Source organism: Mesorhizobium bavaricum, assembly GCF_056781655.1.
In genome coordinates this window covers 5,137,293-5,161,213 of sequence record NZ_CM165566.1, presented here as the reverse complement: position 1 = coordinate 5,161,213, position 23,921 = coordinate 5,137,293, and the positions used below count along the sequence as shown (strand labels likewise).

18 protein-coding genes and 2 pseudogenes are annotated in these 23,921 nt (G+C 62.6%); 8 read left to right on the top strand and 12 right to left on the bottom strand.

All coding sequences use genetic code 11. From position 1 onward, the window contains the following. Window positions 1-68: 68 nt before the first annotated feature. From AC1RZR_RS25340 to AC1RZR_RS25325, 4 genes and pseudogenes are all read right to left on the bottom strand, one after another. Window positions 69-1,076 carry a LacI family DNA-binding transcriptional regulator gene (locus AC1RZR_RS25340; RefSeq protein WP_481829117.1) on the bottom strand — a complete coding sequence of 336 codons (1,008 nt, stop codon included), beginning with the start codon at window positions 1,074-1,076 and terminating at the stop codon, window positions 69-71. 153 nt (window positions 1,077-1,229) lie between these two features. Next, window positions 1,230-1,907, bottom strand: a pseudogene (locus AC1RZR_RS25335) (zinc-binding dehydrogenase); the annotation flags it as partial. After that, a pseudogene (locus AC1RZR_RS25330) lies at window positions 1,904-2,584 on the bottom strand (L-iditol 2-dehydrogenase); the annotation flags it as partial. The pseudogenes AC1RZR_RS25330 and AC1RZR_RS25335, both read right to left, overlap by 4 nt. 238 nt (window positions 2,585-2,822) lie before the next feature. Beyond that, on the bottom strand, window positions 2,823-4,142 hold the full coding sequence (locus AC1RZR_RS25325) for an ABC transporter substrate-binding protein (RefSeq protein WP_477275661.1): 1,320 nt from the start codon (window positions 4,140-4,142) through the stop codon (window positions 2,823-2,825). Between the two features lie 298 nt (window positions 4,143-4,440). Here AC1RZR_RS25325 and AC1RZR_RS25320 point away from each other — a divergent pair, with 298 nt between their 5' ends. From AC1RZR_RS25320 to aspS, 3 genes are all read left to right on the top strand, one after another. Then, window positions 4,441-5,427, top strand: coding sequence for a tagatose kinase (locus AC1RZR_RS25320; RefSeq protein ID WP_481826343.1), 987 nt, complete (start codon window positions 4,441-4,443; stop codon window positions 5,425-5,427). Next, on the top strand, window positions 5,427-6,707 hold the full coding sequence (locus tag AC1RZR_RS25315; protein ID WP_481829116.1) for a D-tagatose-bisphosphate aldolase, class II, non-catalytic subunit: 1,281 nt from the start codon (window positions 5,427-5,429) through the stop codon (window positions 6,705-6,707). Before AC1RZR_RS25320 ends, AC1RZR_RS25315 begins: the two co-directional genes overlap by 1 nt. 166 nt (window positions 6,708-6,873) lie before the next feature. Next, entirely contained in the window at window positions 6,874-8,664 is a 1,791-nt protein-coding gene (gene aspS / locus AC1RZR_RS25310) for an aspartate--tRNA ligase (RefSeq protein WP_481829115.1), read from the top strand. A 112-nt stretch (window positions 8,665-8,776) separates the two neighbouring features. Here aspS and AC1RZR_RS25305 read toward each other — a convergent pair whose 3' ends face one another. Next, entirely contained in the window at window positions 8,777-9,967 is a 1,191-nt protein-coding gene (locus AC1RZR_RS25305; protein ID WP_481826342.1) for an aq_1923 C-terminal domain, read from the bottom strand. 326 nt (window positions 9,968-10,293) lie between these two features. Here AC1RZR_RS25305 and parC point away from each other — a divergent pair, with 326 nt between their 5' ends. Beyond that, window positions 10,294-12,546, top strand: coding sequence for a DNA topoisomerase IV subunit A (gene parC / locus AC1RZR_RS25300; protein ID WP_481826341.1), 2,253 nt, complete (start codon window positions 10,294-10,296; stop codon window positions 12,544-12,546). Between the two features lie 278 nt (window positions 12,547-12,824). Beyond that, window positions 12,825-14,039: an AI-2E family transporter gene (locus AC1RZR_RS25295; RefSeq protein ID WP_481826340.1), complete on the top strand. Its 1,215-nt coding sequence runs from the start codon at window positions 12,825-12,827 to the stop codon at window positions 14,037-14,039. A gap of 18 nt (window positions 14,040-14,057) precedes the next feature. Here the strand turns inward: AC1RZR_RS25295 and AC1RZR_RS25290 are convergent, their stop codons facing one another. The 3 genes from AC1RZR_RS25290 to AC1RZR_RS25280 all read right to left on the bottom strand — a co-directional run bounded on the left by AC1RZR_RS25290 (window position 14,058) and on the right by AC1RZR_RS25280 (window position 16,450). Then, on the bottom strand, window positions 14,058-14,954 hold the full coding sequence (locus AC1RZR_RS25290; protein WP_481826339.1) for a DMT family transporter: 897 nt from the start codon (window positions 14,952-14,954) through the stop codon (window positions 14,058-14,060). A gap of 120 nt (window positions 14,955-15,074) precedes the next feature. Continuing rightward, window positions 15,075-15,839 carry an arginyltransferase gene (locus AC1RZR_RS25285; RefSeq protein WP_352730614.1) on the bottom strand — a complete coding sequence of 255 codons (765 nt, stop codon included), beginning with the start codon at window positions 15,837-15,839 and terminating at the stop codon, window positions 15,075-15,077. A 140-nt stretch (window positions 15,840-15,979) separates the two neighbouring features. Then, a complete protein-coding gene (locus AC1RZR_RS25280; RefSeq protein WP_477275647.1) occupies window positions 15,980-16,450 on the bottom strand; it encodes an RDD family protein in 471 nt (156 codons plus the stop codon). A gap of 212 nt (window positions 16,451-16,662) precedes the next feature. On the opposite strand from AC1RZR_RS25280, the gene sthA reads away from it, so the two are divergent. Next, a complete protein-coding gene (gene sthA, locus AC1RZR_RS25275; protein WP_481826338.1) occupies window positions 16,663-18,051 on the top strand; it encodes a Si-specific NAD(P)(+) transhydrogenase in 1,389 nt (462 codons plus the stop codon). A gap of 306 nt (window positions 18,052-18,357) precedes the next feature. Here sthA and AC1RZR_RS25270 read toward each other — a convergent pair whose 3' ends face one another. Next, window positions 18,358-19,017: an alpha/beta hydrolase gene (locus AC1RZR_RS25270; RefSeq protein WP_481826337.1), complete on the bottom strand. Its 660-nt coding sequence runs from the start codon at window positions 19,015-19,017 to the stop codon at window positions 18,358-18,360. A 202-nt stretch (window positions 19,018-19,219) separates the two neighbouring features. On the opposite strand from AC1RZR_RS25270, the gene AC1RZR_RS25265 reads away from it, so the two are divergent. Next, a complete protein-coding gene (locus tag AC1RZR_RS25265; protein WP_481826336.1) occupies window positions 19,220-20,485 on the top strand; it encodes an OpgC family protein in 1,266 nt (421 codons plus the stop codon). Between the two features lie 14 nt (window positions 20,486-20,499). Here AC1RZR_RS25265 and AC1RZR_RS25260 read toward each other — a convergent pair whose 3' ends face one another. Continuing rightward, entirely contained in the window at window positions 20,500-21,579 is a 1,080-nt protein-coding gene (locus tag AC1RZR_RS25260) for a LacI family DNA-binding transcriptional regulator (protein WP_481826335.1), read from the bottom strand. 202 nt (window positions 21,580-21,781) lie between these two features. Here AC1RZR_RS25260 and AC1RZR_RS25255 point away from each other — a divergent pair, with 202 nt between their 5' ends. Then, entirely contained in the window at window positions 21,782-22,093 is a 312-nt protein-coding gene (locus tag AC1RZR_RS25255; RefSeq protein WP_481826334.1) for a hypothetical protein, read from the top strand. A gap of 15 nt (window positions 22,094-22,108) precedes the next feature. Here AC1RZR_RS25255 and AC1RZR_RS25250 read toward each other — a convergent pair whose 3' ends face one another. Beyond that, window positions 22,109-22,483: a DUF423 domain-containing protein gene (locus AC1RZR_RS25250; RefSeq protein WP_481826333.1), complete on the bottom strand. Its 375-nt coding sequence runs from the start codon at window positions 22,481-22,483 to the stop codon at window positions 22,109-22,111. Between the two features lie 42 nt (window positions 22,484-22,525). Continuing rightward, complete coding sequence (locus tag AC1RZR_RS25245) at window positions 22,526-23,785, bottom strand: multidrug efflux MFS transporter (protein WP_481826332.1); 1,260 nt, start codon at window positions 23,783-23,785, stop codon at window positions 22,526-22,528. Window positions 23,786-23,921 lie beyond the last annotated feature (136 nt).

Genomic DNA, 23,921 nt, shown 5'->3' with positions numbered 1-23,921 from the left:
GACAACCACGCTGCCAAATAAGGGAGATCGTCTGCCCTTTGCTGTGGCGTTCGGCCCGCCTGCGCCTGCTAGGCCGAGCTTCGCAGCATTAGTTCGGCGTTGAGCAGGATGCGTCCACTGTCTGGTTTGGCCGGGGATTTTTCATCCAGCCGCTCCAGCAGAAGTTCGATGGCCAGGCGGCCGATCTCATTGTAGTTCTGCGCAACGGTCGTGATCGGCGGGCAGGCGTAGCGCGACAAGGGATGGTCGTCGTGTCCCGCGACCCGCATGTCGCAGTCCGCCCCATGGCCCACCTTCAGGCCCAGCTGATAGGCGGCCGCGATCACGCCGAAGGCAACGCGATCGTTAGCGCAAAGCACGGTCCTGGTCGGAAACCCCTGCCCCTTCAGGATACGAAGCGCTTCGTCAAAGCCGAATTTCTCGAAATCCCACGAGCGCACGTCGACGACGGCGACGATGCTCGGCGTCATCTTGAACTGCTGCATGGCCTCGACATAGGCGTCCTGCCTGGCCGAGGCATTGTTGTTGACCAGCGGCATGGCAAAATAGCATGGCGGCTCGCCGGACCGGCAGAGATAATCGACGATCAGCCTGAAACTCTGCCTGTTGTCCGTGCCGACGAACGACGACGTCTCGTCAAGCGGCGAGTCGACATAGATCAGCGGGATGCTCGATCCGAGTTCGGCCAGGATCCGGTGATGGGACTGCACGCCGAGCGGCGCGATGATGGCACCGGCAATGTTCATCGACTTGAATGTCTGGATCGCCTGGTCTTCCATTTCGGCACGTCCGTCGGAAGACAGCACAAACGCCAGGAAGCCGGCTTCGTTGGCGATCGTTTCGATGCGACGCGTCAGCGCCATGTAAAACGGATCCGTCGAGTTCGGAATGATGACGCCGAGAATGTTGCTGCGGCGGCGATTGAGATTGACGGCGAACATGCTCGGCCGGAAGCCGGACTTCCTTTGCGCGGCCTCGATCACGTTTCGAGTGTTTTTCCTGACCGAGCTGGGATCGTTGAAATATTTGGAAACCGTCGTGCGAGACAAGCCGACAAAGGCCGAGAAGTCCTCCATCGTCCTGATCGTCTTTGCCATTCACAGGCTCCCTGCTCGTATTGCCGTCGCCACTGTCTACTTGAGTCACCTTTTCGCGGAAAGGAGGTGGGATGTTCTTTCCGAGCGCAGGAGACCGTCTGTGGCCCATGGGCGCGGCTGTACTGTTTGAAGTTACGTGTCCGAGGAAAACTGTACTTTCATGGTCGTTGGGTCGCCGCTGCCTTTGGCGAAGAACGGCAACAGTTCGGAGAGCGGCAGCTGGTGGCTGACAAGCCGCGCCATCGTGCCGTCGTCCTGGCTGAGAATGTCGAGCGCCTGCGGGATGTTGCGGTTCAATGAGTGCGATCCCGCCAATCTGATCTGCCGGCGGAAAATCTCGAACGGGGCGACAGAGATCCTGGCATCGGGCGCGCAGACCCCGAAAACCAGCGCTGTGCCGCCATCGGCGGTGAACCCGATCATGCCTTCGACCACCTTGGCGACACCGGTGGCGTCGGCGACGAAATCGAAACCCCGCGCCATGGCCGACAGCGCCTGCGATCCGGACACCAACGGCTCCAGCCCGAGCGCTTCGGCGAAGGCGAGGCGCTGTTCGCTGATGTCGGCGACCGCCACGCTCTTGACCCCCTTGGCCCTGAGCGAAAGGGCAAGCAGCAGGCCGATCGGTCCGGCGCCGAAGACCAGCGCGGTGCCGGGCGTGCTGTTGCCGGCTTCGATCCCGGCGGCACCGAGACCATTGAGGACACAGGCGAGCGGCTCGGCGAGTGCCGCCGTGGCGAAGCCGAGATCGCCGATCCCATGCAGATGGTCGACGGCAACCACGCTGAACTCGGCGAAGCCGCCATAATGTCCTCGGGCTGCGCGAAGCGGCCGATCGGCACCGACCTGGCCACGGCAGCCTTCTTCTCGCCTGGGTTCAGACCTTCCCAACGGGCGAAGTGCGCGTCGACAACATCCCAGTGCTCGCCGTCGACGACGCCGGGTGCGATCGCGTTGACATTGATGCCGTGTTTGACCAGCGCAAGGGCGGCAGAATGCGTGGCCGAAATGATCGCTGCCTTGGAGGCGCAGTAAAGCGTCACCAGCGCCTCGCCGCGGCGCCCGGCCTGGCTCGCCATGTTGATGATCTTGCCGCCGCGGCCGCGCGCGATCATCACATTGGCCACCGCCTTCATCATGAACAGTGGCGCCTTGAGATTGATGGCGAACACCCGGTCATAACTCGCTTCGGTGATGTCGGTTATCGGCGCCATGTCGAAGATGGCTGCATTGTTGACCAGGATATCGATGCCGCCAAAATCGCGGTCAACCTCCGCCACGACCCTGTCGATCGCATCGAGGTCGGTGACGTCGAGCTGGATGGCGCTGGCCGCCGGACCGATTGCGGCTGCGGCCCGCGTGGCGCGCTCGATGTCGATATCGGCAATCACCACCTTGGCGCCTTCGCGCGCATAGGCTTGCGCGAAACCCAGGCCAATGCCGCGCGCCCCGCCTGTTATCAGGGCAATCTTGTTGTTCAGTTTCATTTCCAATTCCAATTCCGTGAGTTTTTGAAAGCGCTATCAGAGGGCCAGATGGCGACCGGTGCAACGTTGTGGGAGATGGTCCATCGAATCCTTGACGCTGCCTGAGAAACGCACGGACCCGCTGTGGCGGATCCGTGCATCCTCCAGGCCTGCTGCAATGGGAGGCTTTTCAGGCCCGGATCGCCAGGAGGCTGTGCTCATTCCGCCTCCTGGCTCACCTGTCTGGGCTTGAGCCCGCCTATTTGATGTAGCCTGCCTCCGTCATCGTCTTCTCCACGGCGGTCTGGGCGCCGTTGAGCACATCGTCAACCGACTGCTGACCGGTGACAGCGGCGGCTATCGCCTGGCCGACCTCGGTGCCGATGCCCTGGAATTCGGGGATGGCGACGAACTGGATGCCGGTATAGGGAACCGGGTCCTTGGTCTGCTTGGTCGGATCGGCGGATTCGATCGCCGAAAGCACCGTTGCGGCGAAGGGGGCTGCTTTCTGGTAGTCCGGGCTGGCATAGGTGGACTTGCGTGTTCCCGGAGGTGCGGCGACCCAGCCCTCGGTCTCACCGACGCGCTGGACATAGGCTTTTGAGGTCGCCCATTTCACGAACGACTTGGCGGCATCCGCCTTGGTGGAGCTCGCCGGGATGGCCAGGCTCCATGCCCAGCCCCAGGCCGAGCCGTTGGGTGTGACCGCCACCGGTGCCTTGGCGAAGGCGACCTTGTCGGCAACCTTGCTCTGCTTGGGATCATAGACGCGGCCCGCCGCCGACGTGGCGTCGATCCACATGGCGCAATGGCCCGAGGCGAACAGCGTCTGGTTTTCATTGAAGCCGTTGGAGCTGATGCCAGGAGGTCCATCCTTTTTCATCGTATCGACGTACCAGCCGATCGCCTTCTTCCACTCCGGCGAATTGAGCTGCGGCTTCCAGTCCATGTCGAACCAGCGGCCGCCGAACGTGTTCACTAGCGTGCCAAGGAAGGCCATGTTCTCGCCCCAGCCCGGCTTGCCGCGCAGGCATAGGCCATACTGTTCCTTCGACTTGTCGGTGAGCTTGTCGGCGAATTCGGTGATCTGGTCATAGGTCGGCTGCTCCGGCATCTTCAGGCCGGCGGCGTCGAACAGATCCTTGCGGTAGAGTGTGAACGAGCTCTCGGCGTAGAACGGCACGGCGTAGAGCTTGCCGTCGACGGTCAGGCCGCTGCGCACCGGCGCGATGAGATCGTCATAGTCATAGTCGTCGCCGAGATCGTCGAGCGACGTGAGCCAGCCGCTCTTACCCCAGATCGGCGTTTCATAGCCGCCGATCGTCAACACGTCGAACTGGCCGCCCTTGGTGGCGATGTCGGTGGTGACCCGCTCGCGCAGCACGTTCTCCTCCAGCACCACCCAGTTGACCTTGTTTCCCGTCGCCTTCTCCCATTCCGGCGACAGCTTCTGCATGATGATCATGTCGCCATTGTTGACCGTCGCAACTGTGATTTCCGCGGAAAGGGCGGCACTTGCCGTCAGTGCCGAAGCGGTGACCGACGCGGCGAGAATTCCAATACGCTTACCAATTGGCATTTCGTCTCCTCCTTTACGAATGCGCATGTGTAAGTGAACATGCGTATATATTTTATTGCGCTTGAAAACATCCAAGTCAAGCAGCATAGGGCTTGATATTTGGCCCTCGGCCCAGGCTCGACGGATGGCGGCTCGCATTTTCTGCATCATAAAAGCGGCGTGCGTAGCAAATAAAGTGAACATATGTGCAGTTTGTATTGACTTCGCTCTCGACGCGAATTACCTCGGCTACGGTCAGGAGCTATCGTACAACCACGATCCGCGTTCGCTCCGGCTGGGGAGAGAAGGAATTGCAGGAATGAGCCTTTCCCGCCGCAGGGAGATCGCATCCGAATCCGTGGGTCCGACCATTGCCGCCGGCGAAATCCTGGTTGAGATCATGGCGACGGACCGGGGTGCCGGTTTCCTCGAACCGCTGGCGCTGGTCGGCCCTTACCCGAGCGGAGCTCCTGCCATCTTCATCGACCAGGTCGCAAGGCTGGGCGGAGGTGCCGGGCTCATCGGCTGCGTTGGCCGCGACGATTTTGGAACGATCAATCTGGAAAGGCTCAGGCGCGACGGCGTCGACGTGTCGGCCGTGGCGGTCAGCGACCGCTACCCGACGGGAAGCGCCTTCGTTCGCTACAGGCCCGATGGCGGCCGGGACTTCGTCTACAACATCGCTGAATCCGCCGCCGGGCAAATCCGCCTGACCGCGCAAGCGCGCCAACTGGCGGACAGGGCAGGCCACCTGCATATCATGGGATCCACTCTGTCCGTAGCCGGGCTGAGGGAGATCGTCGCCTATGCCACGAAGGCGGTACGCGCTCGCGGCGGCTCGACTTCCTTCGATCCGAATGTGCGCAAGGAACTGATCGACGGTGCCGACGGCGCGCAATTTTCGGCACTGGTCGACAATGCGGATCTGCTGCTTCCCTCCGGCGAAGAGTTGCTTACGGCGGCAGGGGTTGACGACGAATGCCAGGCGGTGAAGGCGCTGATCGCCAGGGGCGTCGGCGAGATCGTGTTGAAGCGAGGGGCCGCCGGCTCGTCCCGGTTCGCCGCCGATGGCAGCAGGATCGACTGCGCCGGCTTCCTGGTGGAAGAAGTGGACCCGACCGGAGCCGGCGACTGTTTCGGCGCGACCTATCTGACCTGCCGGCGCAAGGGGATGGAGCCCGGCAAGGCGCTGTTCTACGCCAATGCCGCCGGCGCCCGCAACGTCACGCGGCGCGGACCCATGGAAGGCATCGCTGGCTTCGATGTGCTTGACGGCTTCATTGCCGGGACCGCGAGGGCGACATGATGGCCAACCCCCTTGCAGGCCTCGCCACGGCGCGCAGAAACGGATCGCCTTACGGCATCATCTCGATCTGCTCAGCCCATCCTCTGGTGATCCAGACGGCCGTAAGGCGCGCCGTCAGGGACAAGGAAGCCACGCTGCTGATCGAGGCAACCTGCAACCAGGTCAACCAGTTCGGCGGCTACACCGGGATGACCCCGGACCTGTTCATAGCCTTCGTGCTGGAGATCGCCAGCAGGGAAGGGCTCGAGGCCTCACGTATCATCTTCGGTGGCGACCATCTTGGACCGAACCCGTGGCGCTCGGAGCCGGCGGCGCAGGCGATGAGCAAGGCCGAAGCCATGGTCACCGCCTATGTCTGGGCCGGCTTCAGCAAGATCCATCTCGACGCGTCGATGGGATGCGCCGGCGAGCCGGCTGCCCTGGACGACGAGACGATCGCCATGCGGGCCGTGCGGCTGGCCAAGGCGGCTGAAAAGGCGGCGCGCACGAGCGGTAGTGCGCTGCCTGTTTACATCATTGGCACCGAGGTTCCCGCCCCGGGCGGCGTCGATCACACGATCAGCGACCTGAAGCCCACCGAAGCGGCGGCGGCGCGCCGCACGATCGACGTGCATCGCGAAATCTTTGCCCGGGAAGGCCTGACCGAAGCGTTCGGCCGCGTCATCGCCGTCGTCGTGCAGCCCGGCGTCGAATTCGGCAGCCAGAACGTCGTCGCCTACAGGCCGCAGGCGTCGAAGGCGCTGACCGGGCTCCTCGATGAAGAACCGTCGCTCGTCTACGAAGCGCATTCCACCGACTATCAGAGCCGCGCAGCGCTGACTGCACTTGTCGGCAACGGCTTTCCCATCCTCAAGGTCGGCCCGGGACTGACATTCGCCTTGCGCGAGGCGCTTTACGGGCTCGACCTGATCGCGTCCGACATGGTCGCGGACTATGGCGACAGGTCGCTTGCCCGCACGATGGAGCGCGTGATGCTGGCAGCACCCGGCCATTGGCACAGTCACTATCACGGCAGTGAAGCGAGTCTCTATCTGCAGCGGCATTACAGCTACAGCGACCGGATCCGCTACTACTGGAGCAACCCCACTGCCGGCGTTGCTGTTGGACGTTTGCGCGAGGTGCTCAACGGCGTCGGCATTCCCGAAACGCTGATGCGACAGTTCCTGCCGATGGTGCCGGCCGAGCTTGGGCCTGCCGGGAAGCCCGAGGCTATTCTTCATGCCGCGATCGGTCAGGTGCTGGCCGACTACGAAGCGGCTTGCCGCGGGGATACCGCCTGAAGCCCTTGCGCCGTCGCTAGCCAAAGGGGTTGCTGCGCCTGTCGGTCGGCGCCCGGCGCCACTTGCCTTGACAAATCCGGCCTCCCATGCGCTTTTCGCGCAAATTTTCAGGCCGGGCTGTGATGCTTCGGCCCGCAACCCAGCACCCCGGACCTTACCAATGACAATGCACCGTTACCGCAGCCATACCTGTGCCCAGTTGAGGAAGAGCGACGTCGGCTCGACCGTTCGGCTGTCTGGCTGGGTGCATCGCGTGCGGGACCATGGCGGCCTGCTCTTCATCGACCTGCGCGACAATTATGGCCTGACCCAGATCGTCGCCGATCCCGATTCGCCTGCCTTCAAGGTTGCCGAGACCGTGCGGGGCGAGTGGGTCATCCGTGTTGACGGCGAGGTCAAGGCGCGCTTGCCCGAGACCACGAACGCCAACCTGCCGACCGGTGAGATCGAGATTTTCGCCCGCGAGATCGAGGTGCTGTCGGCGGCCAAGGAATTGCCGCTGCCGGTGTTCGGCGAGCCTGACTATCCCGAGGATATAAGGCTGAAATACCGCTTCCTCGACCTGCGCCGTGAGACGCTGCACAGGAACATCATCGCGCGGACGAAAATCATCGCCGAAATGCGCAGGCGTATGGGCGAGGTCGGCTTCACCGAATTCTCGACACCGATCCTGACCGCCTCGTCGCCGGAAGGCGCGCGCGACTTTCTGGTGCCGTCGCGCATCCATCCCGGCACCTTCTACGCGCTGCCGCAGGCGCCGCAGCAGTACAAGCAGCTGATCATGGTGTCGGGCTTCGACCGCTATTTCCAGATCGCGCCCTGCTTCCGCGACGAGGATCCGCGCGCCGACCGGCTGCCGGGCGAATTCTACCAGCTCGACCTCGAGATGAGCTTCGTCGAGCAGGACGACGTGCTGTCGACCATGGAACCGGTCATGCGCGGGGTCTTCGAGGCCTTCGCCAACGGCAAGCCGGTGACACAGAATTTCCAGCGCATTCCCTATGACGTCGCCATGCGCAAATACGGTTCCGACAAGCCGGACCTGCGCAACCCGATCGAGATGCAGGCCGTCTCCGCTCACTTCCGCGATTCCGGCTTCAAGGTGTTCGCCAACATCCTGGCCAACGATCCGAAGGCCGAGGTGTGGGGCATTCCGGCCAAGACCGGCGGCAGCCGTGCCTTCTGCGACCGCATGAATTCCTGGGCGCAAGGCGAGGGCCAGCCCGGGCTGGGCTACATCTTCTGGCGCAAGGAAGGCGACAAGATCGAGGGCGCTGGCCCGCTGGCCAAGAACATCGGCGAAGAGCGCACCGAGGCGATCCGCCAACAGCTCGGCCTTGCCGATGGCGATGCTGCGTTCTTCGTTGCCGGCGATCCGAAGAAGTTTGTCTCGTTTGCAGGTGCTGCGCGCACCCGCGCCGGCGAGGAACTGAACCTTGTCGACCGCGAGCGTTTCGAACTGTGCTGGATCGTCGACTTCCCGTTCTTCGAATGGAACGAGGAGGAGAAGAAGATCGACTTCGCCCACAACCCGTTCTCGATGCCGCAGGGCGGCATCGATGCGCTGAATGGCGAGGATCTGCTCGGCATCAAGGCGTTCCAGTACGACATGGTCTGCAACGGTTTCGAGATCGCCTCGGGCGGTATCCGCAACCATCTGCCCGAAACCATGGTCAAGGCGTTCGAGACGGTCGGCCTGGATCGCGCCACGGTCGAGGAGCGCTTTGGCGGCCTCTACCGCGCATTCCAGTATGGCGCACCGCCACATGGCGGCATGGCCGCCGGCGTCGATCGTGTCGTCATGCTGTTGGTCGGGGCGAAGAACCTGCGTGAAATCACCATGTTCCCGATGAACCAGCAGGCCTACGACCTGTTGATGAACGCGCCTTCGGAAGCAAGCCCGCAGCAGCTTCGCGAACTGGCACTGCGCGTCGCGGTACCCAAGAAGGACGCCTGATCTCGCTTCGGGCGATGCATTAGAGAAGCGCCCGAACCAATTCTTTAAATTTGCTAATCCCGCAAAAAAGCCCGGCATCGCTGCCGGGCTTTTTGCGTTGAGGTCGCTTCGATCAGTCTTCGTTCGCCTTGACCGCGACGCCGAGCGTCTTCGGCAGGTCGAGCGGGTTGGACATGGCGCCTGCCATGATCAGCGCGAACGGCACCGATGCCGGCGGCTCGGCCGAGATTTCGATGCTTTTCGGATCGTCGAGATACTTGCTGACCGCGGCCGTGACTTGCGCCGTCAGTTCCGGATTGTTGAGCTGCGCCATGCCGAACGGCACGATCGCCTTGGCCTGGTTGGCGATGTCCTTGCCCGACATGCCTTGCTGCTTGCCGACATAATCCAGCACCTTGTTGGTCAGCGAATCGTCGTCGAAACGGATCGAGGCGCTGTTGAACGACAGCTGCTGCAACAGGCCGAGCATGGCCATGCCTTGCGCCGAATTGTCGGCGCCTTGGGGCTGTGCCGCCATCTTCTTCTGCATGTCCTGCAGCGACTTGATGAAGTCCATCGTGTAGCCGCCAAGATCGAAGGTCATGCCGAGCGTGCCGGCATTCTCGACGGAAATGTCGTATTTCGACAGTTCCATCTTGCCGTCCGCGGGCTGCCAGGTGCCGGCCATCTCGAGATTGCCGGAGATGTTCTGGTAGCCGAGCGCGTTGATGACTTCCTTGGACTTGGGGTCGTCGACCAGCGTCAGGTCGGCGTTGAACTTTTCCGTGTTGGCGGTAAATTCCATCGCCTTGCCGTCCGCTGGCGGCGTGATCTCGACGGCAAGCCCGTCCATGGAGAAGGCGGTCTTGTCGGCAACCTTGACCGTCATGTTCGAGAGTTCGGCCGACTTGTACATCATCAGCGAGCCCAGCGGACCGGTGGAACCGTCAGCCGGGACCGTCATGTCATGGATGACGAAAGGGCTGAGATTGAGGGTGACGCCATCCTTTGAGTGCTCGAATGCCGACGTCGACACGGTGGCGATATCATAGCCGCCGTTGGCCTCGGTGACGCCTTCGAGTTTGACGTCGCCGATGGCGAGCGCTTCCTTTTCCGCCGCCGGCTTGATGGCAACGCCCTGCAGCACCATGCTGGTGTTGTCGCCGGTCACGCCGGTCCAGGAGATGTCGACGCCCTGGGCGGTAAGGGCCGCCTTCAGCCGGTCGGCGACCGCTGTGTCTTGTGCGAGAGCCGCGTTCAGCGGCAGCGTGAGCAAGTAGGTCGAAAAAGCCAGTTTCTGGAGAGTTGAGCGTTTGATTGTCATCGCAAGGTCCCTGAGAGTGTCCTGAAATTGTTTTTCAATTCTTTGCGCCATCACCATTCCGTGACGAACTGGACGGGAAAAAGGCGTATCCCGGCACAATGGTCGAAAATCGCAGTGAAAGGCAAACTCGATCCAACCGTCTTTGCGCAAACCGGTGAATTTGTCATGAAGAGCAGGTTGCTTGATATCATCGAACTTGGCCTAGAGGCCGCGTGTAACAGGCTGATGTTGGTCGACATCCGTCGGCCTGCCGTTTCATGTTGCAGAAGGGCCGGTATATCTGTCGGCCTCTTGCCGCGAATCACCCGCTCGGTTAGTCCCAGCCCATGGGAAAAAGGCTTTTGCCGCCTGAAAATGGCGGTGGCGATCATATCGAGCCGGTCGATCTGAAGAAGGCGCTGGAAGAGCGCTATCTGGCCTATGCGCTGTCGACCATCATGCACCGGGCGCTGCCCGACGTGCGCGACGGACTGAAGCCGGTCCATCGCCGCATCATGCACGCCATGCGCCTGCTGCGGCTCAACCCCGACCAGGGTTTTGCCAAATGCGCCCGCATCGTCGGCGAGGTGATGGGCAAGTTCCACCCGCATGGCGACCAGTCGATCTATGACGCGCTGGTGCGGCTGGCGCAGGATTTTTCGATGCGCTACCCCTTGGTCGACGGGCAAGGCAATTTCGGCAACATCGACGGCGATAACGCCGCTGCCATGCGCTACACCGAAGCGCGCATGACCGATGTGGCGACCGAGCTGTTGTCCGGCATCACCGAGGATGCTGTCGACTACCGGCCGACCTACAATGAAGAGGACGAGGAGCCGGTGGTCTTGCCCGGCGCCTTTCCGAACCTGCTGGCCAACGGCTCGTCCGGTATCGCGGTGGGAATGGCGACCTCGATCCCGCCCCACAACGCGGCCGAGCTTTGCGACGCGGCGCTTCACCTGATCGAGCATCGGGATGCGCCGGTGGCGAAGCTGATGGACTTTGTCCAGGGCCCGGATTTCCCGACCGGCGGCATCATCGTCGACAGCCGCGCCTCGATCCTCGAAGCCTATGAAACCGGGCGTGGCGGCTTCCGCGTCCGGTCGAAGTGGATCCAGGAGGATCAGGGCAGGGGCACCTGGAGCATCGTTGTCACGGAAATCCCTTACGGCGTGCAGAAGGCGCGGCTGATCGAGAAGATCGCCGAGCTGCTGATGGCGCGCAAGCTGCCGCTGCTCGAAGATATCCGGGACGAAAGTGCGGAAGACATCCGTGTCGTGCTGGTGCCGAAGAGCCGCTCGGTCGACCCGGGCATCTTGATGGAATCGCTGTTCAAGCTCACCGAGCTCGAAAGCCGCTTCCCGCTCAACATGAACGTTCTGTCGCGGGGCAAGGTACCGAACGTGCTGTCGCTGAAGGGCGTGCTGCAGGAATGGCTCGAGCATCGCCGCGACGTGCTTGTCCGCCGCTCGAAATATCGCCTCGGCGAGATAGAAAGACGGCTGGAGATCCTCGCAGGCTACCTGATCGCCTATCTCAACATCGACGAGGTGATCAGGATCATCCGCGAGGAGGATGAGCCGAAGCAGGTGATGATGGCCCGCTGGTCGCTCACCGACACCCAGGCCGAAGCTATCCTCAACATGCGGCTGCGCGCTTTGCGCAAGCTGGAAGAATTCGAAATCCGCAAGGAATTCGACGGCCTGAGCGCCGAGAAAAAGCAGATCGAGGCGCTGCTTGCTTCAAACGAGAAGCAATGGGCGACGATCAAGTGGGAAGTCACCAACATCCGCGACAAGTTCGGCCCGGAGACCGAGCTCGGCAAGCGCCGCACGCAGTTCGCCGATGCGCCCGAGCATGACCTGACCGACATCGCCCATGCCATGATCGAGCGCGAGCCGGTCACCGTGGTCGTCTCGGAAAAGGGCTGGCTGCGGGCGATGAAGGGGCATCTGGCCGATCTTTCGACGCTGACCTTCAAGGAGGGCGACAGCCTCAAGCTCGCCTTCCATGCCCAGACCACCGACAAGGTGCTGGTCTTCACCACCGGCGGCAAGTTCTACACCATCGGCGCCGACCGGCTGCCCGGTGGGCGCGGCCATGGCGAACCGATCCGCATCATCGTCGACATGGACAATGATCAGGACATCGTTACCGCCTTCGTTCACGATCCGAAGCGCAGGCTTTTGCTGGCCTCGCATGACGCCAATGGCTTCATCGTGCCGGAGGAGGAAGTCGTCGCCAACACCCGAAAGGGCAAGCAGGTGATGAACGTCAAGGCGCCGGACGAAGCCAAGCGTTGCATTCCCGTCACCGGCGACCATCTCGCCATCGTTGGCGAGAACCGCAAGATGCTGGTGTTCGCGCTCTCCGAGATTCCGGAAATGGGCCGCGGCAAGGGCGTACGGCTGCAGAAATACAAGGACGGCGGCCTTCTCGATCTCAGGCCGTTCACGCTGCAGAGCGGCCTCTCCTGGCAGGATTCAGCCGACCGCACCTTCACCCGGTCGCGCGAGGAACTGGCCGAATGGATCGGCGCCCGTGCCTCGGCCGGACGAATGGTGCCGAAGGGATTTCCGAGGACGGGGAAGTTCGGGTAGTTGAGCGTCTCTCCCTTCTCCCCCCCCTGGGAGAAGGTGGCCGAGCGCAAGCTCGGTCGGATTTGGGGGTGTTCCAGTTGGCGCATCGTTATCCGGACCGGGCGACATGACAGCCGACGCTTCGTTTCTTCCAGCACCCTCATCCGTCCCGGCGTTTGCGCCGATCCATCTTCTCCCACTGGGAGAAGGGAGGAACTTCATCACGATTTGGAATGTCGTCACGATTGCTGCACTATATCAGTGCATAAGCCGGCAGGGTGTTTGGGAGAGGCAGGCGTTTGAAGGAAGCAAAAATCCAGGAACCGGAACGCCATCAGCGCCTGTTCGGCCTGTCGACGCCGTTGCGGTCCGCTGTCATTCCGCCACTGTCGGCGGCGCGCTGGCTGCTGGTGCTGATCGTCGCCGCCGGCGTCTATTTCTTCCATGGCTTCCTGTTTCCGGTGCTGGCGGCGCTTGTCATCGCTTTCGCCAGCTGGCCGCTCTACCGGCGCCTGCTTGTTTCCGTTGGCGGCAACCGCACCATCGCCGCGACCTTTGCTATCCTGTTCATCCTCGCCTTCCTGGTGGTGCCGATCGCGCTCGCCGGCACCTACGCCATCAATGAGGTGCGCGAGTGGGTCGGCTGGGCGATAGACACCAACCGGCACGGTGCCGTCACGCCGCAATGGATCGCCACGATGCCTATCGTGGGCGAGTGGCTGAACGAGCAATGGACGACCAATTTTGGCCATCCAGGCGGCATTGGCGAACTGATCCAGCTCGTCAGCGGCGCCAACATCGGCAGCATCTATCGCGGCGTCCTTGCCGCCGGCGGCAGCGCTTTCGGCCTGCTCCTGACGCTGCTGTTCATGATGATCGCGCTATTCTTCGCCTATCGTGACGGCGAGCATTTTGCAGGCCAGGTCGACCGCCTCGGCGAACGCATCCTGCCGACCAGATGGGAGCGGATTTCGCGCGTCGTGCCGGCGACGATCTCTTCGACTGTGACCGGCATGACCGTCATCGCGATCGGCGAAGGCCTGGTGCTCGGCATTGCCTACTGGCTCGCCGGCGTGCCGTCGCCGGTGACACTCGGCGCCCTGACCGGTGTGATGGCGCTGATCCCCGGCGGCGCACCATTGTCCTTCACCCTGGTCTCGATCTACCTCGCTGCCAGCGGTTCGCCGATGGCCGGGCTGGCGCTGTTCCTCTGGGGTGCGGTAGAGCTGTTCATCGTCGACAAGACATTGCGCCCGAAGCTCGTCGGTGGACCGATAAAACTGCCCTTCCTGCCGACTTTTTTCGGCCTGATCGGCGGCGTCAAGACCATGGGTTTCCTCGGCCTGTTCATCGGCCCGGTGCTGATGGCCCTGCTGGTTGCGATCTGGCGCGAGTGGCTGCGCGAGGTGGAACTGATGGACGAAATCGTCCCTGCTTCTGCGGCCGAAATCGAAGCCGGCCCGCAGATCGAGGTTCTGCCGGAACCCGGTATGGCGAAGAAAGCCAGCGCCTGATTCTGCAATCCAGCCCGGTTAGGTCGGATGATGCACCGCAAGGTCGGGCCGGCGCTTGCGGCCGTCCTGCAACTGCCAGAGCGAATGGGCGATCAGCGTGACGATGAGGATCGCGCCGCCGATCAGGCTGTTGCGGGTCGGTGTTTCGGCAAAGATCATCCACACCCAGACCGGCGCCAGCACGGTTTCGAGCAGGTAGAACATCGCCACTTCGGGCCCTGAAATGTATTTCGGCCCGTTGGCGAGGCAGAAGAACGAGATCGGCATGATCACCGCGCCGTTGAAGATGATCCACCACGGCGCGTTGACGTGAAAACCTTCGCCGGTGACCATGAACGCCGCCAGCGCGAGCGGCAGAAGGACGCCGACCAGGGCCGTGAAGCCCATGTCCTTGCCGCTGGCGCGCGAGATGGTGATGGCCACGGCGACGAAGAAGGCCGAGCACAGCGCCATGAAGTCGCCAAACAGATGCCCGGTGCCGACAGATCCTCCAACGATGACCAGCACGCCGAAAATCATGGTCAGCATCGCGGCGATCGTCACCAGCCGCGGTCTTTCCCCAAGGAATATCCAGGACAGCGACGCCGCAAACACGGTGTTGAAGGCCAGGATGAACACCAGGTTCGCGGTTGACGTGTGGTAGACGGCGGTGACGAAGGTCACTCCCGTCAGTCCGTAGCATATCGCCACGACAAGGCCTGGCCAGCCGGGGATGAGCTGTGGGGCATTCCGGCTCAGCGCGCGCCATATCGACCAGACGATCATGGCCGAGGCGAAGGTGGTGCCGGTGCGCAGCAACATGATGGTCCATGCGCCACCGTCGGCGAGCCGGATCAGCGGAATGTCGACTGTCAGGAGCAGCCCGCCGATGGCGGTTATCAGAAGGCCCTTCTGGTGGTCGTGGTGGGAGGACATGCGGTAACTTTCGAAATGAAGTGCAGACGGCACCGGCGCAATGACGCACTCTCCAGCCAAGCGGCTGAAAGAACAGCACCCCCTGCCTTGAAACAGTTTAAGTGTGGAACGTGGAAAAACTCAGCGTGAAACCGCTTCGTTGGTGTAGCGCTCCCAGCCTTTCGGGCCGAGATGCTCCTGCGGCATGAAGCGCATCTTATAATTCATCTTGCGCGAGCCGTTGACCCAGTATCCCAGGTAGACATGGGGCAGGCCCATCGCCCGGGCGCGGGCGATGTGATCGAGGATCATGAACGTGCCGAGCGACCGCTCCTCGAAATCGGGATTGAAATAGGAATAGACCATCGACAGGCCGTCGGCCATCTTGTCGGTGAGCGCCACCGCGATGAGTTCGCCCTGTCCCTTGCCGGTGATGAAGGTGTCGGGTCCGCGCCGCCGGTACTCGATCACCTTGGTATCGACATGGGTATCCTCGACCATCATGGCATAGTCGAGCACCGTCATGTCGGACATGCCGCCACGGCGGTGGCGGGCGTCAAGGTAGCTGCGGAACAGGGAATACTGTTCGGTCGAAGGCTCGGCATTGTGCATGTGGCCGACGAGATCGGAATTGTGCTGCAGCACCCGTTTCATATTGCGGCTGGCGACGAATTCCTGGGCCAGGATGCGTACCGAAACACAGGCGCGGCAGGTTTCGCATGCCGGCCTGTAGGCGATGTTCTGCGACCGCCGGAAGCCGCCTTGCGTCAGGAGGTCGTTCATCTCCGCCGCCTTGTCGCCGACCAGGTGCGTGAACACCTTGCGCTCGAACTGGCCGTCGAGATAGGGGCACGGCGACGGCGCGGTCAGGAAGAACTGCGGCGACTGGGTCGGGTGCTGCGTCATCGAGCCTTGGAAACACTCCTTCGAATCGCTCTACCTTTGGCGCGGATGGCGAAAAATTCAACAGGATTGTGAAGGCGTGGTTGACTCGACGCCTTCACATTTACACTCAATCGGCTGTGAATGCTCTTCAGAGCGTCGTTTCAGCGGTCCGTCCGGCTGACAACAGTGCCGAGCAAAAGGTCGTGCAGCGTGCGCTTGCGATCGGCAAACAAGGTCACAAGCAGGACCAGCGGCGACAGGATGACGTTGCCGGCCCAGAACAGCACCGAGTGGACGACGGCGGTGAGACCATCGATCGGCCTGCCGTCGAGCCGGTCAAGCCGGATGCCCATCATCTTCATGCCTGACGTGGCCTGGTCGGCACTGCCCAGCGTGTTCCAGATGTAGAGGATGGCGACGGCCGGCACCAGGACACCAAACAGCATCCAGCCAAGGCCGAGGGTCAAAAGGCCGAGGAAGAACACCAGTATGGCGAATGGAATGGTGAGCAGCGCGACGATGATATAGTCGATCACGAAGGCCAGGATGCGCTTTGTGCGCACGCCGTCATAGGCCCTGACATCGTCAAGCCTGGAGGTGATGATTTCGCCGTCGAGAACGCGCGCGTTCATGTCATTTCCCCGTTACGGGGCCCGACATAGGGTGCGGGCCGCTCAGCAATGAAATGGTGAAGGCCTGCGGCGGAATCAAGATCGTGCTTTTTTTGCGGCGCGCAAAGCGCGTGCGAATGAGATGCAATCTGAATCGGTTGAATTCGCGGCGCGGATGGCATTAGCTTGCTGCGGCGCAACAAAGCGCGCAGGGGCAAAAGGGACGGGGCACTATGGACTACGACATGCTGGTCATCGGCAGTGGCCCCTCTGGGCGGCGCGCCGCGGTGCAGTCGGCCAAGCTCGGCAAATCGGTGCTGGTGGTCGATCGCGGCCGGCGTCTCGGCGGCGTCTCGGTGCATACCGGCACCATTCCGTCGAAAACGCTGCGCGAAACCGTGCTCAACCTCTCCGGCTGGCGCGAGCGCGGCTTTTACGGACGCGGTTACCGGGTCAAGCAGGATATTTCGGTCCACGATCTGGTCGAGCGCCTGCACAAGACGCTCGACCACGAGGTCGAGGTGCTGCAGCACCAGTTCATGCGCAACACGGTCAAGAGCGCCCGCGCCGATGTGAAGTTTCTTGGCCCCAACAAGGTCAGCCTGACCTCCGACACCGGCGACTATAGCGAGGTCGGTTTTGCCAATGCGCTGATCGCGGTCGGCACAAGGCCACATCGGCCGCGCGACGTGCCTTTCGACAAGACCCGCGTCTTCGACAGCGACGAAATGCTGGAGCTTGACCGTTTGCCCCGCACACTGACCGTGATCGGCGCCGGCGTCATCGGGGTCGAATATGCGACGATCTTTTCCGCGCTCGACGTGCCAGTGACGCTGGTCGAGCCGCGCAACTCCATCCTCGATTTCGTCGACCGCGAGATCGTCGACGACTTCATCCACCAGATGCGCGATCGCGGCATGACGATCCGCCTGGGCAGCGCGGTGAAGGAGATCCGCTCCAAGCCTGAGGCCGCCGAGGTCGAACTGACCGATGGCCGCACCATTCGCTCCGAGGTGGTGCTCTACGCCGCCGGTCGCACCGGCAATGTCGGCAGCCTGGGCCTGGATGTCGTCGGCATCGACGCCGACTCCAGAGGGCGTATCAAGGTCGATCCGCATACCTTCCAGACCAGCGTGCCCAACATCTATGCCGCCGGCGACGTCATCGGCTTTCCAAGCCTGGCCTCGACCTCGATGGAGCAGGGCAGGGTGGCGGCCTGTCATGCTTTCGGCGTGCCGCTGCCGCCATCGCCGGAAACCTTTCCCTATGGCATCTATGCGGTGCCGGAAATCTCGACGGTCGGCCAGTCCGAGGAACAGGTGCGTGAAAGTGGGGCCGCCTATGAGGTCGGCGTGGCGCGTTTCCGCGAGACCTCGCGCGGTCACATCATGGGCGTCAACACCGGCTTCCTGAAGCTGTTGTTCTCGATCGAGACGCGTAGGCTGCTCGGCGCGCATATCATCGGCGAGGGCGCCACGGAACTCATCCACATTGGCCAGGCGGTGATCAATCTCGGCGGCACCGTCGACTTCTTCGTCAACAACACCTTCAACTATCCGACGCTTGCCGAAGCCTACAAGATCGCCGGGCTGGACGCCTGGAACCGGATGGGGCGAGGGTAGGCAAAACAGTTCATTCGGCGGCAGGCGCCAGTGCCACCGCGGCAGGCATCAGGTAGGGCGCGATATCGGCGATCCGCCAGCCCCGGAAAAACGGTGCGCGTGTGGAAACAAGTCATGCTGACAATCAGCGATCCGAACACCGGGCAGGCGCCAGGGCGCCGTCGCTCAATCTTATCCGCTGCTGCGCTTGGCCCTGTCGCACTATCGGGCCGGCGGTCATCCCGCCAGTTCGGAAGCGGACTTGCCTCGTTGGTTGCGGGAGCGGAAGTGCGCGCATGGCTGCGAGATGATGGCTTCCGCCGTCAATCAGCTTTGCGCGATGGGCGCCTTCAGCCATTGCCTCACGATTGCCGCGTCGACGCGGCCGAATTCATGACCCGATACAACAATCCGGGCATCGAGGTCGGCGCCATGCTGGCTGAGCAATGTCACCAGAGCTGGCGCGAAGGGCGCATAGGTGAGGTCGGCAGCGCCGGCGATGATCAGCACCCGCACGCTTGACAGATCCGCCGCCGGCACGTCGTCGAGCACCGGCATCGGCCGCAGCAGCGCGGTGCGTTCGACGATGCCGGGATGCAGCAGCATCAGGCTCGAAACCAGATTGGCGCCGTTCGAATAGCCAAGGAACGTCGTGCGGGCGAGGTCGAGATTGTGGCGTCTTGCCGCGTCGCTGACGAAGCCCGCAAAAGCGTTGGTTTCGGTGTGGATACTCTGCTGTTCGAAGCGCGTCGGCGTGATCCGCGCGAACCAGCGGAAGCCATCCTCCTGGACGATGCGGCCGCGCACGGCGATCACCGCGGCGTGCGGCGCGATCTCTCGTGCCAGCGGCACCAATGTCGTCTCGTCGACGCCCGACCCATGCAGCAGGAAGAAGCATTCTCCAGTTGAATCCGCCGGGCCGTAAAGACGGTAGTCGAAGGCAAGATCACGCCGTAGCACACCATCTTGTGAGGGCTCTTCGGTCACGGTCTCATCCTTTTGATTTCATGACGGTTCCGGTCAGTTTGCCGGCTTCAAAACGCAATATTTTCAAGCTCCGCGAAAGTTGATTGAACCGGGCGCATTAGTGTCCGTTTCTTCGCCGATACCATTCCTTCGGGAGGAATCGAAGCGGTGCGCCGGGGGTCGCATTGCCGGCATGAACAACCAGCTTTGAGGCCTTTTGTCGATGACCACCCAATTTTCGCCAGACCGCGATACGCGAGTCTCGGATCGCGATTCGCGCATCCCGGATCGCGGCACGCGTATCCCGGATCGCGCTGATCGCGTCTCGGAACGCGACACGCGCATCGATGTGCTCCGCGCTCTCGCTTTGCTGACCATCTTCGTCGACCACGTGCCGGGTACCGCCTTCGAGTATCTGACCTACAAGAATTTCGGCTTTTCGGACGCGGCGGAGGTCTTCGTGCTGATCTCCGGTGTCTCAGTCGCGCTCGCCTATGGCAAGAAATTTCAGCCCGGAAACAGGCTGCTGGCAACGTTGAAGATGTGGCGCCGCGCTGGCGTGCTCTATGCCGCCCACATCGTTACCACCATGGTGGTGATGGCGATCTTCTGCGCGGCGGCCGTGTTCGCCAGGCGGCCGGAGCTTTTGACGATGATCAACATCGAGCCGTTGATCAAGAATACACCGCAAGTGCTGGTCGGCATCGTGACGCTCGGCCACCAGCTCGGCTACAACAACATCCTGCCGGTCTATGCGGTGCTGCTCTTGCTGGCGCCGGCCTTCCTGCTCTTCGTCAGCTACCGGCCATTGCCGGCGCTGGCCGCATCCGGCGCGCTGTGGCTGATCGCGGGGATCTACCAGATCGCGCCGCCCAACTACCCCGAGCCCGGCTTCTGGTTTCTCAACCCGCTGTCGTGGCAGTTCCTGTTCAACATCGGCCTGGCCGGCACGCTGCATGTGCGTCGCGGCGGCAGCATCCCAGTCAATCGCTGGCTGGTTGGCGCGGCTTTGGCCTACACCGCCACGGCGCTGGTGTGGGTGCATAGTCCGCTCTGGGGGCAGATCTCCTGGTTGGGCCTACCTCCCGTGCTGACCGGCTTCGACAAGACGTTCCTGGCACTGCCGAGGCTGCTGCATATTCTGGCGGTGAGCTACCTGATCGTGGCATTCCCCGCCATCTCGAACCTGTTCCGCACCGGGCGAGATCATCCGCTTGCCATATTGGGCAAACGATCGCTGCCGGTTTTCATTGCCAGCACGGTGCTCGCCCTGACGGCGCAGGTGCTGAAGCTGATCAACCCGGGCGGGCTTGCCTATGACAGCCTGTTGATTGCCGCTGGCATCGCCATGCAGTTTGCGCTTGCCTACTATCTCGAATGGCTTTCGAGTCTTGGCTGGTCCGGGAAAAGCAGGCCGGCTCACAACGCCGCACCGCCCGTCCAAGCGTCCTTCGGCATGTCGTCGATGGCAACAAGAATGGGCCGGTGAGAGCGTCAGGTGGCTCAGGCGGGCGAGGGGCCGGATGAGGCCCGCACCACGAGGTCGACCGGCAGCGATTGCCGACTGAATGTGCCGTCGTTTTCGAGGATCGCCTTGACGGCGAGGCGGCCCATCTCGGCGATCGGCTGGACGATTGTGGTCAGCGGCGGCTTGGAAAACCCTCCTTCCGGGACACCGTCGAAGCCGACGATCGAAACGTCGCCGGGTACAGTGATGTCGTGCTGCCGCAGCCAGTCCAGTGCATGCAGGGCGATCCTGTCCGACATTGCCAGGATCGCGGTCGGTGTCTTGGCGCCGGCAAAAATATGGTCGAGGCCGGCCCAGACACTCTCCTCGTCATTGACGGTTTCGTAGATCGGCACCTTCGAGACGTCGATGTCGACGCGGTCGAGTTCCGCGAAGTAGCCACGCAGGCGGTCGCGTGTCCCGGAGTAGAGCGCCATCTCCACTTTCGCCTGCGTGGTCGGGCCGAAGCCGTCGTCCGCACAGGGCAGGGCAAGCACGGCAAAGCGACGATGCCCAAGTTCGGTCAGATGTCGCGCCGCCATGCCGGCGCCGGCGATGTTGTCGACGCCGATCGCCGCGACCGCCTCGTCGTCGTCTGAATCGAGATCGAGCGCCACAAAGGGCAGCTTGCGTTCACGCGCCAGTTCGACCAGCCTTGAACCGCCGTCGACACAGAAGACGATGAAGCCATCGACCAGCGCGCTCTGGATGTTCCAGGCGAGCTGTTCGTTGTTGGCGGCGGAGACCAGCGAGATTCCCGCACCGGTCGCGTCACAGGCCTGCGAGATGCTGGCCATCATCACCCGGGCGAAAGGATCGTCGAAGAAATAGGACAATGGTTCCGCGGTCGCGACACCGATGGCGTTGACCTTGCCGGCGCGCAGCAGTCGGCCTTTTGGGTCGGGTCCGCCATATCCCATTGCCTCGGCTGCCGCCTTGACCCGTTCGCGGACCTCCTCGCGCACGATCTCCGGGCGGGCGAACACGTTGGACGCAGTGCCGTGCGACACGCCGGCCGCTTTGGCAATGTCTGCCAGCCGGACCGGTCTTGTCTTTCCAGAGGTCAATGGCGCCATCTTCGTCTCCTGAATTCATTTCCATCTAACACTTTCGTTGGATCGGTTCAAATTTTGCCTTGATCGAAGGCCCGACAAGGTGTACATTTGAATCGATCCAAGGAACTGAATGGCTCCTACGGTTGGATCGATTCAATTCATAGAAAGGGAGATGTGTCATCCATCCCGTCAACTATCTCTTCCAGGACATCTATCGCAACGATTGGAGCATCAGTTCGAATGCCGCGACCGCGAAGCGCCGTGGCAGAGCCGGCCCATGGGTTCGCGAGCTACGGTCTTTTGTGAGGCGGAAGCGGAGCTGATCGGGGTCGTCTTTTCGCGACCGCCGATTGGATCGATTCAAGCACTGAAAGGAATACATGCTATGCATCCCGTGAGCTATCTGTTCGAAGACATCTACCGCAACTACTGGGGCATCGCGCCGGCTTCCGAGCAACCGGAGAGGCGTCGGTTGGTGCGTCTGCGGCGGCACAATCGCGAAGTGCTCAATCAGCCCGAGCGCCGACAGGATTGATCGGATCCGGTCTGATCAGGAACGCGCGCGCACCAGCGCCGAGCCAGCGATCACCAGCCAGCCGGCGATGAGCAAGGTGCCGCCGATCGGCGCCGACAGCGGGAACAGCCGCGAGCCGAGGAAATCGCGGGACAGCAGGTCACCGCAGAACAACAAAAGCCCGACCAGCAGGATCAGGCTGCCGATGCGCAGGATCCGGTTCGCGTCAAGCAAACCGGCTGCGAGGAAAACCGGCGCATGCATGAGCAGGAAGGATGCGGCGGTGCCGACAAAGGCGCCGCCCAGATGCGCCGCCGCGGCCGACAGCGCCACGCCGGCGGCACCACAGACGCCGCCGGCCAGGACGAGGACACGGCCGCTGTTGCCGGAAGATTGCTCGGCCGTGCTCATATCTGGGGCTCCATGACGTTCAAGGCATAAGACCCAATTCGGTCAGGTCTTGCCGGCATTGGCGAGCATGTCCTGCTCGCGGCGCGACTGCGCCAGCCAGTTATACACCGCACCGCCGGCCATCAAGATGGATGTGCCCAGAAACACCGAGCGCATGCCGAAATGGCCACCGGCAAAGCCGCCAAGCAAGGGACCGGCGACCTGTCCGACATATTGGGCGGAGATCGAGAGCCCGAGCACATTGCCGCCGACGCCGTCGGGCACATTGTGACGGATGACGCTGGTGATGCAGGGCAGGAGCCCGCCCAGCGCCAGGCCCATCAGGAAGCGCAGCCCGATGAGTTGCCAGCTCTGCGTGACGAAGGCCTGCGGGATCAGCAGCAGCGCCGAGACGGCAAGCGCGCCGATGATGACGTTCCAATGGCCGATGCGGTCGGCGAGCTTGCCGAGGCGCGAGGCCGACAGGATGGCGCCAAGCGCCGCCGCCGACATGACGACACCTGATATCAGCGTGACGCGGCTCTGGTCTTCGATGAGCTGCTGCACATAGACGGTGATGATCGGCTCGATCGACATGGTGGCGAAACTCAACAGCATGCCGGTCGCCAGCATGGCGACAACAGGCCGTTTGTCGGCAATTTGTGCCCAGCCGCCTTTCGGCTTCTGCTTCGATGCGGCGTCTGTCGTTTTCGGTCGGGGATTCTCCTTGATCAGAAACGTGGTCGCCAGGAACGCCAGGAAGATGACGCCGCCGGACAGCAGGAAGGTGGCGCGGATGCCGATCAGCGGCGGCAGGGCGCCGCCAACCAGCGGACCGACCAGTGCCCCGCCTGTGATGCCGGCCGACAGCAAGCCCAGCGCCCAGCCGGAGCGCTCCTTTGGCGTCTGCATGGCGACCAGGATGGTCGAACCCGAGGAATAGCCGCCCGCAAAGCCGATCAACAGCCGCAGCAGCACCAGCTGCCACACGGTCTGCACCATGCCGGTCAGCGACATGCATATGGCCATGCCAAAGCTGGCGCGAACCAACATCAGCTTACGACCGTAGCGGTCGCCCAGACGTCCCCACAGTGGTGCGACCAGTGCCGCCGCGAAGAAGGTCGCGCCATAGGCGATGCCCGACCATTGCACGATCGCCGCGTGGCCTTGGGCGCCGAGCTGCTCGATATAGAGCGGCAGGAACGGCAAGAGCAGTGTCATGGCGACAAGCGTTGAGAACGAGCCGGCAAAACACACGAACAGATTGCGCCGCCAGTGGATGTTGTAGGTGCTGTCGGTGGCCGGGGGCGTGTTCTGCGGCATGTCATTGTCCTGTCCAAGCAACGCCGCGTCAGGAGGTTGCTGCGGATACCGTTTTGGGATACCAAGTTGGTATCCGTCATGGACGCAAGCGTGGGCGCTGTCAATGCGACCCTTGAACGTGATCGGAAAATGCCGC

Bases quoted from the DNA above. Each gene is read 5' to 3' on its own strand.
- AC1RZR_RS25315 (WP_481829116.1), top strand. From the start codon at position 5,427: ATGGCCAACCCCCTTGCAGGCCTCGCCACGGCGCGCAGAAACGGATCG.
- AC1RZR_RS25325 (WP_477275661.1), bottom strand. From the start codon at position 4,142: ATGCCAATTGGTAAGCGTATTGGAATTCTCGCCGCGTCGGTCACCGCT.
- AC1RZR_RS25305 (WP_481826342.1), bottom strand. From the start codon at position 9,967: ATGACAATCAAACGCTCAACTCTCCAGAAACTGGCTTTTTCGACCTAC.
- AC1RZR_RS25285 (WP_352730614.1), bottom strand. From the start codon at position 15,839: ATGACGCAGCACCCGACCCAGTCGCCGCAGTTCTTCCTGACCGCGCCG.
- AC1RZR_RS25280 (WP_477275647.1), bottom strand. From the start codon at position 16,450: ATGAACGCGCGCGTTCTCGACGGCGAAATCATCACCTCCAGGCTTGAC.
- AC1RZR_RS25340 (WP_481829117.1), bottom strand. From the start codon at position 1,076: ATGGAGGACTTCTCGGCCTTTGTCGGCTTGTCTCGCACGACGGTTTCC.
- AC1RZR_RS25320 (WP_481826343.1), top strand. From the start codon at position 4,441: ATGAGCCTTTCCCGCCGCAGGGAGATCGCATCCGAATCCGTGGGTCCG.
- sthA (WP_481826338.1), top strand. From the start codon at position 16,663: ATGGACTACGACATGCTGGTCATCGGCAGTGGCCCCTCTGGGCGGCGC.
- AC1RZR_RS25290 (WP_481826339.1), bottom strand. From the start codon at position 14,954: ATGTCCTCCCACCACGACCACCAGAAGGGCCTTCTGATAACCGCCATC.
- parC (WP_481826341.1), top strand. From the start codon at position 10,294: ATGGGAAAAAGGCTTTTGCCGCCTGAAAATGGCGGTGGCGATCATATC.
- AC1RZR_RS25260 (WP_481826335.1), bottom strand. From the start codon at position 21,579: ATGGCGCCATTGACCTCTGGAAAGACAAGACCGGTCCGGCTGGCAGAC.
- AC1RZR_RS25265 (WP_481826336.1), top strand. From the start codon at position 19,220: ATGACCACCCAATTTTCGCCAGACCGCGATACGCGAGTCTCGGATCGC.
- AC1RZR_RS25245 (WP_481826332.1), bottom strand. From the start codon at position 23,785: ATGCCGCAGAACACGCCCCCGGCCACCGACAGCACCTACAACATCCAC.
- aspS (WP_481829115.1), top strand. From the start codon at position 6,874: ATGCACCGTTACCGCAGCCATACCTGTGCCCAGTTGAGGAAGAGCGAC.
- AC1RZR_RS25250 (WP_481826333.1), bottom strand. From the start codon at position 22,483: ATGAGCACGGCCGAGCAATCTTCCGGCAACAGCGGCCGTGTCCTCGTC.